Below are 12296 nucleotides of genomic sequence, written 5' to 3' on the forward strand. Positions count from 1 at the left end.
GCACGCTCACGCACCTCGGGTGAGAACTTGTTCGACTTGCTCATGGCTCAATCCTCTCAGAGTGTTGAGCCTCCTCAAAACCCGGGTTGATTCAGCAGTGGGCATTCGCGACCGACCGCTTTCAGGCAACAGTCGCGGCACGTTACCTCGGGTCTGCATGCTGCAATCTAGCATCTGGCATCGTGCGGCGTAAGTGGCACCCGTTAGGGCAAGCAAATGATCAAGACAGGAATGCACGCTGGTTATTGGGTGGTTACCTGGGCGGACGGTTTTGATCCATCCTTGGACGACCTGCTGCCACATATTCCTGAGGCTGTCTTAGGGCGGCGCGTCCTGATTGCTTCCTTCGACAGCGGTCAATTTAGTCCGACGCAGCATGAACTTGAGCATGGCTGGTCGGTGCAAGGAAACCAAGCGGTAAGTGCACCGGTTAAAGCCGTCTCAGACGTTCCAGCGGTGGGCTTCGACGAGTGGTATGTCTATGACGGCGATGTCCCCCTCGGACATCACAAAGCGTTTGTCAACCGGTTAGGCTTCTCGCCGCTGGACCCAGCTTGCTTGGAAGCTACCGAGTTCTGGAAGCAAGTGGCGCGCTTCCAACCGCTGAATGTGCTTGGCGCCGGAACGCCGACCATGTTCCTGGTAACTCGGGACGCGCAAATCTACGCGCGAGCCGTAGCGGTTGGGGGCTTACCAGAAGTGCGCCCCTAACGTCAGCGCCCGGCCAGGTGCGGTCGCAAGCGATAGACTGCTTCGAGGCACTCCTCCCTCGCGTCTGAGGCGCACCAACATATGCCCGAAGTCTTGCTCTGCACGGTCGAAGACACCTTCTTGGTGACGGGGTGGGGGCTCATCATTGCACCGATGTTTCCAGTCTCGGAGTTCCGCTTCGATTCAAATCATCAGGTGCGCATCGTCCGCCCTGATGGCGAAGTGCTCGAATGCCGCTGCCATTTTCAAGTTCCGTTTCAGAGTCCGCCAGCGAAGGTAATGAGCTTTGTCTGCGCGCTGCAGGGTGTCGGGAAGGAGCACGTTCCCATTGGCAGCCGGGTTTGGCTTCTGGGGAAAACCGAAGCCGACATCAAAATTACCGCCGAGCCGCAGGTTGCGAGGAGCGCGCGGCGGCCATGAGCGGTCCTTTTCTCGGAGACACCGTAACCCAATCAGTCGCGCCTGAGATTGAAACTCGGGCAATTGACGCGGCTTCAGCCCAGCCATTATGGGCCGAAGCGTCGATGCATGCGCACTGCGCTACAGAGGTTTTTTCGATGCCGAAAGACTTCGTAAAACGCATGCCCAATGTCACGGAGGGCGAGCGTAGCGAGTTGCTTGCCGCACTTGCGCTGGAAGATTCTGTTGTGATCGTGGGGGGCTGGACTGCCGAACGCAAGCCGGAGCCGCTCACCGGGGGCGGGAAGCTCTATGCGTTCATGATTCATCCGTCTTCGTTCAAGGTTCTGCATGCCGGCGTCGGAACGTGGCGGTCTTAGCACGATGCCCGTTCTAAGCAGGAGGAAGCTGGCCCGCTCTGGTTCGCTGGATGTCCGCTTCCGGGCGCTCAACCTGGTCATGCCGATGCCGCCTTTGAGTCGAGAGCTGTCAGTCTTCCGTGAGCCCGTGATCGACCGCTCCCAGCCTACAGCCGCCGCCCATCACAAGCCCCAGCTTCGCAGCCGAAGTCGGCCAATGAAACATGGCAGACTTCCGGCATGCTGACTGAGCGTGACGCTTGCCATTTGGTACTTCATGAGCTTGACCACCCCGAAGCCTTCGTGGTGCAGTCGTGTTCATTGTCGACGCATAAGGACTACTGGGTCGTCCGCGCGAACAGCGCCGACGATGTGCTGCGAGGAAACGTGGCGCAGTGCTACGTCGGTGTCAATGCTTACCTCGTCGACGTGAGAACCGGCGAGATCGAAATCGTCGGCAGCAACGAATCGGTTCATTCGTATCTCCAGGACAAATACGACCTTCGCAAGGCTGCGGGCCGGCACTACGTTTTGCGAGCGGCTTTTGCCCGCTCGGACAAGCGCGCCATCATTCACCTGCACAAGGCGCTGGAGTGCACGCTCCAGCGAGCGCGGGAGCTTTCCGAAGAAGATTGCGATTGGCTCACTGGCATTCGGGGGCATGTGCGCGACGCACAGGAGCTGCTTCGACAGAAAGGCATCGCCACCTCGATTGAGCTTGTTGATCACGCGGAAAGTGTCCGGCCAATAGACCACCGAACACGGCGCTGGGAAGAGCTGAAGAATCTACTTCGTCACTAACCACCAGCGCATGAAGCCAATCATTCCCACAGAGCTCTTGGTCGTCCAGCCCACAAGCCCCTCCGCCCCAATGTCCGACCCAACGCAAAAGCCCTTCAAGCTCCCCGCCGCCGACATCAAACCTTTGGCCACGGGCCATGGCGGCTGCATCGCCACGGACATGATCACCTGCGAAGGCAGAAAAGTCGCCTTTATGTACCGCGAGGAGCCCGACAACGACATCGACAGCGGATGGCGGTTCCTGTCCGGCTTCGAATCGGACGAGTACATGGACAACCCGGACCATCACGCCGCCTATGACGTGAACACCATTGCCAACTACGACCCGGACATCATTCGATTCCTGGACGCACCCGTCGGATCGGCCTTCGAGCGGGAAGACGGGGTCGGCGACTTTGTGGAAGTGCAAGACTTCGAGCCGTCTGACGACTGATCGCCGGCTTCGCGGATGGACTTAGAAGGACGTCTCAGCGCCCTCCACCGCCCCAAATCACGCCGGCAAATCCGCCATCGTCACATCCTGCAAGTGCCCCGCCGCAATCTTCAGCTGCCGGTCACACTGCCGCGCGATGTTCTGGTCATGGGTGACCATCACCAGCGTCGTCCCCAGCTCCCGATTCAGGTCGAACATCAGCTTCATCACCTGCTCGCCGGTGGCGAAGTCCAGGCTGCCCGTCGGTTCATCCGCCAGTAGCAGATCCGGCTGCTGCACAAACGCCCGCGCCAGCGCCACCCGCTGCTGCTCCCCGCCGGACAGCACCCGCGGATAGTGAGACAGCCGCTGCCCCAACCCCACACGCTCCAGCATCTGCCGCGCCAGACCCCGGGCATCCCGTTCGCCCCGCAATTCCAGCGGCAGCATCACGTTTTCCAGCGCGGTCAGGTGACCCAGCAACTGGAAACTCTGGAATACGAACCCCAGATGCGCCCCGCGCAGCGCCGCACGGCCGTCTTCGTCCAGGGCAAACATGTCCTGCCCCCGCAGACGCACCGTGCCGCTGGTGGGCGTGTCCAGGCCCGCCAGGATGGACAGCAACGTGCTCTTGCCCGAGCCCGACGCGCCCACGATGGCCACGGATTCCCGTGCCTGCAGCTGGAAGGTGATGTCATGCAGAATCGTCAGCACGCCGCTGGCGTCCTGCACCGACTTGTTGACGTGATCGACCTCGAGGATGTTTAGAACCATGAATCAACCGCAGATGCGCCGCCGTGAGTGGATGCGCTACTCTAGCGCCACTCTCCTGTCCGTGACCCTGGCGGTGTCTCTCGCCGGACCTGCCGCCGCACAAGGAAAGTCCGCAACCGCCGCCAAGGCCGATGCCGGGCCCCGCCGCATCCTCGTCCTGGGCGACAGCCTTTCCGCCGAATACGGCCTGGCCCGCGGCGCCGGCTGGGTCGCCCTCATGACCCAGCGGCTCAAGGAGCAGCAACTGCCCGCGGAGGTCGTCAACGCCTCCATCAGCGGCGACACCACCTCCGGCGGCCTGGCCCGCCTCCCCGCACTGCTCAAGCAGCACAAGCCGACCTTGCTGGTGATCGAGCTGGGCGGTAACGACGCCCTGCGCGGCCTGCCCCTGGCCAGCACGCGGGACAACCTGCGCGCCATGGTCAAGGCCGGCAAGGCGGCGGGCGCCAAGGTGCTGCTGGTGGGCATGCAGATTCCGCCCAACATGGGCCCCAGCTACACCCGGGAATTCGAAGCAGGCTTCAAGACGGTGGCGCAGGAGGAGAAGGTGCCGCTGGTGCCGTTCCTGCTGGCCGGCGTCGCAGACCGCACCGATGCCGCGGACTGGTTCCAGGCCGACCGCATCCATCCGCTGGCCAAGGCCCACCCGGTGATGCTGGACAACGTCTGGAAGCAATTGCGGCCGATGCTGTGAACCGTCGGTTCTCGGTGTCCCTGGCGGGTCCCTTGGACCTCACGCCCTCCTCTCTCTTCATGCAGGACTTTTTGATGCTGTCTCGTCGCTTCCCGTTGTCGCTGCGCAGCGGCGCTGCCGCCGTGTCGTTCGGCTTCGCCTCCCTGGCTTCCTCCGCCGCTCTGGCAGTGTCGCCCGCCACACCTGTCCCCAACACCCACGAGGCACCGCCAGCCGCCGCATCGAACAGCATCAACGCCGCCAGCGGAGCCACCGGGGCCACCACCCAGCCCAGCTACGGCCCGCAGCTCGAAGGCTTCGCCTACCCCCATCCCCAGCAGCGATTCCGCTTCACCTCCCAGCAGCAAACGCTGGAGATGGCCTACATGGATGTAGCGCCCCGCGGCACGCCCAATGGCCGCACCGCCGTTCTGCTGCATGGCAAGAACTTCTGCGGCGCCACCTGGGAGTCCACCATCGAAGCGCTGACCGGCGCCGGCTTCCGCGTGATCGCGCCGGACCAGATCGGCTTCTGCGCCTCCAGCAAGCCGCGTGGCTACCAGTTCAGCTTCCAGCAGTTGGCGGCCAACACACATGCACTGCTGCAGTCACTCAACATTGCGCGCGCCACGGTCATCGGCCATTCCATCGGCGGCATGCTGTCTCTGCGGTATGCGCTGCAATATCCGCAGGACGTGGAGCAGCTGGTGGTCGTCAATCCCATCGGCCTGGAAGACTGGCAGGCGCTCGGGGTGCCGTATGCCTCGGTGGACACGCTCTATCAAGGCGAACTCAAGACCAGCTTTGAATCGATCAAGGCCTACCAGCAGCGCTTCTACTATCACGGCCAGTGGACTCCGGCGTATGGCCGCTGGGTGTCGATGCTGGCTGGCCTCTACACCGGCCCGGGCCGCGAAACCTTCGCCTGGAACCAGGCCCAGACCACCGAGATGATGTTCACCCAGCCGGTGGTGCATGAGCTGGACCGCATCCGCGTGCCCACCACCCTGATCATCGGGCAGAAGGACCGCACCGCCCCAGGCGCCAATCGCGCCAGCCCGGAGTTGCAGCGTCAGTTGGGCGACTATCCGGTCCTCGGTCGCCGCGCGGCGCAGGCGATTCCTGGTAGCCGTCTGGTGGAGCTGCCGGAACGCGGCCACTCGCCGCAGGTGGAGGCACCGGAGGAATTCAATGCCGCGCTGCTGCAATCGCTGCAGGCCGCATCGCCCTCCCAGCCGATCCGCCCCACCGCTAACGATGCGAAGGACGCGAGCGAAGTGAACGACGCAGGGCGCGCCAGCGGCGCCAAGCCTTGATTCCGCGCCTTCTCTGCGACTCACCACTCCAATGAGTGGTGACTTTTGCACATTGCAATGCATTCATCACTGCATTGCATCAACCCTGACAAAGTCGCTTTACTGCTGAGCCAACATCCGCCCGGAGCCGTGCGGCATGATGGAGGCGCTTTCAACACACGTTTGCCGAATGACTCATGCCCGTGCGCGCCTGCGGCCGGGCTGGCGCTCCGGTTCAGCCTTGGTGCTGGCCCTGACGCTGGCCGGTTGCGTGAACCTGGCGCCCGACTATCACCGCCCCGCCGCCGCTGTGCCGCAAGAAGGCACCCCTGCCCCGCAGGACGCCGCTCAACTGCCCTGGCGAAGCGTTTTCAATGACGGACGGCTGCGGGAGACCATCGCCCTGGCCCTCGCCGAGAACCGCGACCTACGCGTCGCGGCGCTGAATGTCGAGAAGGCTCGTGCCGCCTTCGTGCAGACGGATGCGCAGCGTTGGCCAACGATCACGGCCGGCGCCAGCGCCTCCCGCTCCGACAACGCCAGCGGCACCGCGAACGCCTTCTCTGCGCAGCTTGCGATGACCAGCTTCGAGCTGGACGTCTTCGGACGCGTGCGCAACCAGAGCGCCTCGGCGGAAGCGTCTCTGTGGGGCCTGGATGCCACGCGCCAGAGCGTGCAGATCAGCCTGGTGGCGGAAGTGGCCAGTGCCTGGCTCACCTGGGCGGCGGACCTGCAACGTCGGGCGCTCGCCCAGCAGACCCTGGCCAGCCAGGAACAGACGCTGGCGCTGACCGAACGCCGTCATGCCGTCGGTGCCGTCTCCGGCCTGGCGCTGGCGCAGGCCCGCACTGCGGTAGAAAGCGCCCGTGCCGATGTGGCCACCTATCCCGCCACGCTGGAGCAGGACCGCCACGCCCTGGAACTGCTGCTCGGCACGGCCCTGCCTGACGCGCTCCGGCCGCAGGCCGGCGATGCATTTGCACAGGTCAGCACCCTGGTCGATCTGCCCGCGGGTGTGCCGTCGAGCGTGCTGCTGCGTCGGCCGGACGTGCGCTCGTCCGAGCAATCCCTCATCGCCACCCACGCCGACATCGGCGCCGCCCGCGCTGCACGCTTCCCGACGATCAGCCTCACCGCCAGCGCCGGCCGCGCCAGCCCGGCCTTGTCCGACCTGTTCAAGTCGGGCAATGGCAGCTGGTCCTTCGGCCCTTCCGTCTCGCTGCCGGTCTTCGACGCCGGTGCCAGCCGCGCCGCAGTGCGACAAGCCGAAATCAGCCGCGACATCGCCGTCGCCAGCTACGACAAGACGGTGCAGACCGCCTTCCGCGAAGTGGCCGATGCCCTGTCCATCCGCGCGACGCTGGCCGATAGGCTGACCGCCCAGCAGACGCTGCTAGCCGCCACCGAGCGGCAATTGCGTCTGGCCGAAGTGCAATACCGCGCCGGCAGCAGCACGCAGCTGGACGTGCTGGACGCGCAGCGCTCGCTGTATTCGGCGCAGCAGTCCCTGATCACGCTGCGCCTGACCGAACAGCTCAACCGCATCACGCTCTACAAGGTGCTGGGTGGCGGCTGGAACGATGACAACACCCTTGCATCCTGAGGATTTCCGAATGAAGACATGGTTGAGGCCGGGGCGGCTGGTGCTGCTGCTGGTCGTTCTGGTGGTGCTGGGTTTCATCGTCAAAGCCGTCTGGTTCTCCCCGCCCCCGCCGCCGCAGGTCACCACCGCGGTGGTCGAGCGCGGCGACCTGGAAGAGTCGGTGCTGGCCACCGGCACGATCAACGCTTACAAGCTGGTGAGCGTCGGCGCGCGGGCGACCGGTGAAGTCAAACGCCTGCATGTGGCGCTGGGGGACCAGGTCAAGGAAGGCCAGTTGATCGCCGAGATCGATGCCCTGACGCAGCAGAACGCGTTGCGGGACGCACAGGCCTCGCTGCGCAGCGCCGAAGCCTTGCTGGCTTCGCGTCGGGCCACGCTGGCCCAGGCGGAGCTCACGCTGAAGCGTCAGCGCGCCCTGAACGAGGCGGATGCCGGCGCCCGCGCCGATCTCGAAACCGCCGAAGCCACGCTGGGCACCGCCCGCGCCGATGTCGAGTCCCAGCAGGCGCTGGTGGCCCAGGCCAAGGTGAATGTCGACACAGCGCAGGTCAACCTCGGCTATGCCCGCGTGGTGGCGCCGATGGACGGCACCGTGGTGGCCATCGTCACCGAGCAGGGGCAGACGGTGAACGCTACCCAGTCGGCGCCCACCATCATCAAGCTGGCCCGCCTGGACACGATGACCATCAAGGCCAAGATCTCCGAAGCCGACGTGCCACGGGTGCGTCCGGGCATGCCGGTCTACTTCTCGCTGCTGGGCGATCCCGACCGCCGCATCGAAGCCAAGCTGCGGGCGATCGAGCCGGGCGACACCACGCTGGCGGACACCACCAGTTCCACCAGCAGCTCCACCTCCACCACCAGCGCCATCTACTACAACGGCATCTTCGACGTGCCCAACCCCAGCGGGCAACTGCGCATCAACATGACGGCGCAGACCACCATCGTGCTCGACCAGGCCAAGGGTGTGCTCCTGGTGCCTTCTGCCGCCCTCGGCAAGAAGGATGCGCAAGGCCGCTACACCGTGCGGGTGCAGCAGCCGGATGGCCGCATCGAGCCGCGCACCATGCGCATCGGCCTGAACAGCCGGGTGCGCGCACAGGTGCTCGAAGGGTTGAAGGAAGGCGAGCGGGTCGTGACCAGCGAAGCGCTGGCCGACGCAGCGCCGAATGAAGGCGGCCGTCGCGGCCCGCCCCCGATGTAATGACCGCCCTGCTTGAACTGCGCGGCCTGGTCCGCGAATTCCCGGCCGGTGACGGCGTCGTCGCCGTGCTGCGCGATGTCGATCTCACCATCGAGGCGGGCGAGATGGTGGCCATCATCGGCCCGTCCGGCTCCGGCAAGTCCACCCTGATGAACATCCTGGGTTGCCTGGACCGTCCCAGCCGCGGCAGCTACCGCGTCGCAGGGCAGGAGACGGGCGCGATGGGGCCCGATGAACTGGCGCGGCTGCGCCGGGAGCATTTTGGATTCATCTTCCAGCGCTATCAGCTGCTGGGCGACCTCAATGCCCTGGGCAACGTCGAGATTCCGGCCATCTATTCCGGGACGCAGGCGGAGCATCGCCATCAGCGGGCGCGGGAGCTGCTCACGCGGCTGGGACTGGCGGAGCGGCTGGAGCATCGGCCGGGACAGCTCTCCGGCGGGCAGCAGCAGCGCGTGTCGATCGCGCGGGCGCTGATGAACGGCGGCGACGTCATCCTCGCCGACGAGCCGACCGGCGCGCTCGATCAGGCCAGCGGCCGCGAGGTGATGAAGATTCTGGAAGAGCTGCATGCGGACGGGCACACCATCATCCTGGTGACCCACGATCCGCAGGTGGCTGCGCATGCCCAGCGGGTGATCGAGATCAGCGACGGGGTCATCGTGGCGGACCGCCGCCGCGACGACGCAGCCGCACCGGTCACCAAGGTGGCCCCGCCCGCCGCGCCGACGAGCGCCTCCTGGCAGGCAGTGATCGGCCGCGTGGCCGAAGCGGCCCGCATGGCCTTGCGCGCCATGGTGGCGCACCGTCTGCGCACGCTGCTGACGATGCTGGGCATCATCATCGGCATTGCCTCGGTGGTGTCGGTGGTGGGGCTGGGCCAGGGCACGCGTGCCAAGGTGCTGGCCGACATCAGCGCCATGGGCACCAACACCATCAACATCATGCCGGGCAGCGGCTTTGGTGACCGCAAGGCGGCGGCCATCCGCACGCTGCGGGCCGGGGATGCAACGGCACTGGCGCAGCTGGACTATGTGGACAGCGTCTCGCCCTCGGTGGCGGTCAGTGCCGGCCTGCGTTACCGCAATGTGGACGTCACTGCCTCCATCACCGGGGTGGGCGGGCAGTACTTCCGCGTCTACGGCTACACCTTCGCCCAGGGCGGTGCCTTTGATGAGCAGGACGTGCGGGCGCAGGCGCAGGTGGCGGTAATCGACGACAACGCCCGCAAGACGCTGTTCCCGAACGGCGAGTCCGCACTGGGCGAGGTCATTCTTCTGGGCAGTGTGCCAGTGCGCATCGTCGGTGTGACCGCGAAGAAGGCCAGCGCCTTCGGCAATGACGACTCGATCAACATCTGGCTGCCCTACACGACGGCGATGAGCCGGATGACGGGTCAGGACTACCTGCGCAGCATCACGGTGCGGGTGAGCGACGCGGTGCCGAATGCGGCGGCGGAGCAAGGCATCCGCACCCTGCTGACCCAGCGGCATGGCCGCACCGACTTCTTCCTGATGAACACCGACAGCATCCGCAAGACGGTGGAGCAGACCACCGCCACCATCACCCTGCTGATCTCGTCGATTGCGCTGATCTCGCTGCTGGTGGGCGGCATCGGTGTGATGAACATCATGCTGGTGTCGGTGACCGAGCGCACCGGGGAGATCGGGGTGCGGATGGCGGTGGGCGCGCGTCAGAGCGACATCCTGCGCCAGTTCCTCATCGAGGCGGTGCTGGTGTGCCTGATCGGCGGCGCCCTGGGCGTGGGGCTGGCGGTCGGCGTCAGCCTGCTGTTTGACTACCTCGCCGGCGCGGCCGGGTTCAAGATGATGATCTCGACCTCGGCCATTGCCGGCGCGTTTGGGGTGTCCAGCCTCATCGGCGTCATCTTCGGCTTCCTGCCGGCGCGCAATGCGGCGCGGCTGGATCCGGTGGAGGCGCTGGCGCGGCCTTGAGGGCTGCGCGCCCGTCGCGTTCAGCGCTCGCTTTGGCGGCGCTCCTCCCCCCGCTGCCGCATCGGCTCGGCGGCGGGTCGCGCGGGTTGGGCGGCTTGGGGCGGCACGGCCACTGGGCGAACGCCGTTTTCACGGCGAGGCGGTTCCACCCGCGGGGCCTGCGGCTGCGGCTGCATCTGCGGCGGGGGCTGCATCTGCGGCTGCGGCGGCGCCATCACCGGACGCGGCGCCTCCATGCGCGGCGGCTCGCGGTTCTCCCGGATCGGTTCACGGATCGGCTGACCGCGCGCGTCACCCCGCCACGGCTCACTGCGCGGCGGTTCATAGCGCGGCATGTCATTGCGCGGCTCCGGTCGGTTCTGCACCGGGACGCCAAAGCGTCCGTCGTCCCGACGCCCCGGCTCATTGCCATCGTCGCGCCGCTGCGGCTGCCAGCGCTCGTCGCGCGGGCTGCGCTCCTCGCGGGCGTTGTCCGGTACGCCGGTGAAGGGCCGCACCCCGTTGGGCGCCGGTGCGGGCACCGCAATCGGACGCACCTGGCCCGGCGGGGTGCCCCCCGGGCGCCCGTCCGGCCGGCCGTCCCAGCGGCCGTCGTTGCGGTTGTCATTGCGGCCGTCGGGTCGGCCACCGGCGACACCGCCCGGACGATCCGGCCCCGACCGCATCGGCGTGCGGGGCTCGACCACCGGCAGCGGTCGTGTCACCGGCCGGCTGGGATTGAACAGTCCGCCGTGTTCACGTTCATATCGGAACGGCGGCACCGGATCATTCGGGCGCGGCACGCGGCCCGGCTCGATGCGCGGATTCACCCGGCGCCAGTAGTCATTGGAATAACGGCCCGGTGGGTAATACGCCTCGCGCGGGGCCAGCGGCACCCAGGCGCCATACCGTGGCGGCGGCGGGCGTCGGCCGCCGCTCCATACATTGATGCTCAGGCCGGCGCCACCGACCCAGCCCACCACGGCGGGCGCATAGGCCGGCCGCGGCTCGTAGGGCCCGGGCACCCAGCACCAGCGGTTCCCCCAGTAGGCCCAGCGGCCGTAATGGAAGGGGGCGAAGCCCCAGGGCATGTCGTCCACCCAGGTGTAACCCCAGCGGCTGCTCCAGACCCAGCGACCGTAGCGGTAAGGGGCCCAGTCGTCCACGATGACCGTGGTCGGCACCCACACCTGGCCGTATTCGGGAGACTGCTGCCAGGTGCCGTAACGGCTCAGTTCTTCGACGCCGGTCATCTCCGGCGACACGACATTTGCCGGCACCGGCAGAGCGATGGCCGCGCGTTCGTCGGTCAGCAGGATCTGCGCGAAAGCGTCCCGCTGCAGCGGCTGGCGTTCGGTACGCGGGCCGTTGTCCCACCAGAACTCGGCCTGCTCGTTGGTCGCAATGAACACCGGCGGCACATCCATCGCGCGGGAATCAAAGCGCAGCTTGCCCTGCCACGCCTGCGTCTGGGTGCCGCGATCCAGCTGGCTGACGCGGTAGAGGCCCTCACGCTCGAAGGAGACCCGACCTTCCAGGGTCTGGAAGGTCCACTCGTCGGCAGCCTGCGGCGAGCGCAGCCGTACACCGGCACCGCCGCGCACGATCTGCACCGACACCCGTTGTTCGGCCAGCGCGTTGAATTCAATCTCGGAGCGCTCATCCACCCACAGGGTGCTGGAGCCAATCGTCAGCGTGACACCAGCGCGCTCGTCGGTCCGGATGCGGTCGCCTTCGCCGACGCTCTGGTTGCGTTGCAACTGCAGCCATTCACGGCCATCGGGGTCGTAGATCCAGACGCCACTGCTCACCTCGGCCACGCGGCCGGCGCGGGTGGGCACATCGCCCTGGATGCCCTGTACGCTCTGGCGCCCCTGCTCGGGCGGCTCGGCCAGGGCCGTGCAGCCGGTGGTTAGCGCTAGCATCGCTGCCACTGCCGTGGCGCACAGACCGGTCAGCGGGCGCGTCCAGCCGGTGGCGGCCGGGCCGACGCCTGACCGCGCCCCCGAGGGCGACGGACCGCGCAGGCCACCGTCGGGCACGGCGGCCGCCTGGCGGGTCTGAGACAGGCGCGAGGAGAACGACAAAACGGTCATGCGAACGGCTCCGCCGGTAGGAGTCTGTTTAACGA

12 protein-coding genes are annotated in these 12296 nt (G+C 66.6%); 10 read left to right on the forward strand and 2 right to left on the reverse strand.

The features are described 5' to 3' along the window. The first annotated feature begins 282 nt into the window (after nucleotides 1–282). The 5 genes from FHS28_RS21900 (at nucleotide 283) to FHS28_RS21920 (ending at nucleotide 2703) form a co-directional block, all read left to right on the forward strand. Nucleotides 283–711 carry a hypothetical protein gene (locus FHS28_RS21900; protein WP_246410457.1) on the forward strand — a complete coding sequence of 143 codons (429 nt, stop codon included), beginning with the start codon at nucleotides 283–285 and terminating at the stop codon, nucleotides 709–711. A gap of 81 nt (nucleotides 712–792) precedes the next feature. Beyond that, complete coding sequence (locus FHS28_RS21905) at nucleotides 793–1131, forward strand: hypothetical protein (RefSeq protein ID WP_088453979.1); 339 nt, start codon at nucleotides 793–795, stop codon at nucleotides 1129–1131. Further along, on the forward strand, nucleotides 1128–1490 hold the full coding sequence (locus FHS28_RS21910) for a hypothetical protein (protein WP_184295416.1): 363 nt from the start codon (nucleotides 1128–1130) through the stop codon (nucleotides 1488–1490). The genes FHS28_RS21905 and FHS28_RS21910 overlap by 4 nt, the downstream gene beginning before the upstream one ends. Nucleotides 1491–1709: 219 nt before the next feature. Next, a complete protein-coding gene (locus FHS28_RS21915) occupies nucleotides 1710–2270 on the forward strand; it encodes a hypothetical protein (protein ID WP_088453981.1) in 561 nt (186 codons plus the stop codon). Between the two features lie 70 nt (nucleotides 2271–2340). Next, on the forward strand, nucleotides 2341–2703 hold the full coding sequence (locus FHS28_RS21920) for a DUF2185 domain-containing protein (protein WP_088453982.1): 363 nt from the start codon (nucleotides 2341–2343) through the stop codon (nucleotides 2701–2703). A 57-nt stretch (nucleotides 2704–2760) separates the two neighbouring features. Here FHS28_RS21920 and FHS28_RS21925 read toward each other — a convergent pair whose 3' ends face one another. Then, nucleotides 2761–3456, reverse strand: a complete 696-nt coding sequence (locus FHS28_RS21925; protein WP_088453983.1) for an ABC transporter ATP-binding protein — start codon at nucleotides 3454–3456, stop codon at nucleotides 2761–2763. Here FHS28_RS21925 and FHS28_RS21930 point away from each other — a divergent pair. The 5 genes from FHS28_RS21930 (at nucleotide 3455) to FHS28_RS21950 (ending at nucleotide 10186) form a co-directional block, all read left to right on the forward strand. After that, the gene (locus tag FHS28_RS21930; protein ID WP_246410458.1) at nucleotides 3455–4150 is read left to right on the forward strand and encodes an arylesterase; all 696 of its coding nucleotides are present in this window, start codon (nucleotides 3455–3457) and stop codon (nucleotides 4148–4150) included. The two genes, FHS28_RS21925 and FHS28_RS21930, sit on opposite strands and share 2 nt — an antisense overlap. 74 nt (nucleotides 4151–4224) lie before the next feature. Further along, nucleotides 4225–5445: an alpha/beta fold hydrolase gene (locus tag FHS28_RS21935; protein ID WP_088454145.1), complete on the forward strand. Its 1221-nt coding sequence runs from the start codon at nucleotides 4225–4227 to the stop codon at nucleotides 5443–5445. A gap of 169 nt (nucleotides 5446–5614) precedes the next feature. Continuing rightward, on the forward strand, nucleotides 5615–7027 hold the full coding sequence (locus FHS28_RS21940) for an efflux transporter outer membrane subunit (protein ID WP_088453984.1): 1413 nt from the start codon (nucleotides 5615–5617) through the stop codon (nucleotides 7025–7027). A 10-nt stretch (nucleotides 7028–7037) separates the two neighbouring features. Next, on the forward strand, nucleotides 7038–8231 hold the full coding sequence (locus FHS28_RS21945; protein ID WP_088453985.1) for an efflux RND transporter periplasmic adaptor subunit: 1194 nt from the start codon (nucleotides 7038–7040) through the stop codon (nucleotides 8229–8231). Continuing rightward, nucleotides 8231–10186, forward strand: a complete 1956-nt coding sequence (locus tag FHS28_RS21950) for a MacB family efflux pump subunit (protein WP_088453986.1) — start codon at nucleotides 8231–8233, stop codon at nucleotides 10184–10186. Before FHS28_RS21945 ends, FHS28_RS21950 begins: the two co-directional genes overlap by 1 nt. Nucleotides 10187–10206: 20 nt before the next feature. Here the strand turns inward: FHS28_RS21950 and FHS28_RS21955 are convergent, their stop codons facing one another. Then, a complete protein-coding gene (locus FHS28_RS21955) occupies nucleotides 10207–12261 on the reverse strand; it encodes a DUF6600 domain-containing protein (RefSeq protein WP_088453987.1) in 2055 nt (684 codons plus the stop codon). Nucleotides 12262–12296 lie beyond the last annotated feature (35 nt).

The sequence above is a fragment of the Roseateles terrae genome, from assembly GCF_014192155.1.
GTDB classification, from domain to species: Bacteria; Pseudomonadota; Gammaproteobacteria; order Burkholderiales; family Burkholderiaceae_C; genus Roseateles; species Roseateles terrae.

What these genes read in the sequence shown, in the direction of transcription:
- FHS28_RS21905 (WP_088453979.1), top strand. Translation starts at nt 793, where the DNA reads ATGCCCGAAGTCTTGCTCTGCACGGTCGAAGACACCTTCTTGGTGACG.
- FHS28_RS21910 (WP_184295416.1), top strand. Translation starts at nt 1,128, where the DNA reads ATGAGCGGTCCTTTTCTCGGAGACACCGTAACCCAATCAGTCGCGCCT.
- FHS28_RS21915 (WP_088453981.1), top strand. Translation starts at nt 1,710, where the DNA reads ATGCTGACTGAGCGTGACGCTTGCCATTTGGTACTTCATGAGCTTGAC.
- FHS28_RS21920 (WP_088453982.1), top strand. Translation starts at nt 2,341, where the DNA reads ATGTCCGACCCAACGCAAAAGCCCTTCAAGCTCCCCGCCGCCGACATC.
- FHS28_RS21930 (WP_246410458.1), top strand. Translation starts at nt 3,455, where the DNA reads ATGAATCAACCGCAGATGCGCCGCCGTGAGTGGATGCGCTACTCTAGC.
- FHS28_RS21925 (WP_088453983.1), bottom strand. Translation starts at nt 3,456, where the DNA reads ATGGTTCTAAACATCCTCGAGGTCGATCACGTCAACAAGTCGGTGCAG.
- FHS28_RS21935 (WP_088454145.1), top strand. Translation starts at nt 4,225, where the DNA reads ATGCTGTCTCGTCGCTTCCCGTTGTCGCTGCGCAGCGGCGCTGCCGCC.
- FHS28_RS21940 (WP_088453984.1), top strand. Translation starts at nt 5,615, where the DNA reads ATGACTCATGCCCGTGCGCGCCTGCGGCCGGGCTGGCGCTCCGGTTCA.
- FHS28_RS21945 (WP_088453985.1), top strand. Translation starts at nt 7,038, where the DNA reads ATGAAGACATGGTTGAGGCCGGGGCGGCTGGTGCTGCTGCTGGTCGTT.
- FHS28_RS21950 (WP_088453986.1), top strand. Translation starts at nt 8,231, where the DNA reads ATGACCGCCCTGCTTGAACTGCGCGGCCTGGTCCGCGAATTCCCGGCC.
- FHS28_RS21955 (WP_088453987.1), bottom strand. Translation starts at nt 12,261, where the DNA reads ATGACCGTTTTGTCGTTCTCCTCGCGCCTGTCTCAGACCCGCCAGGCG.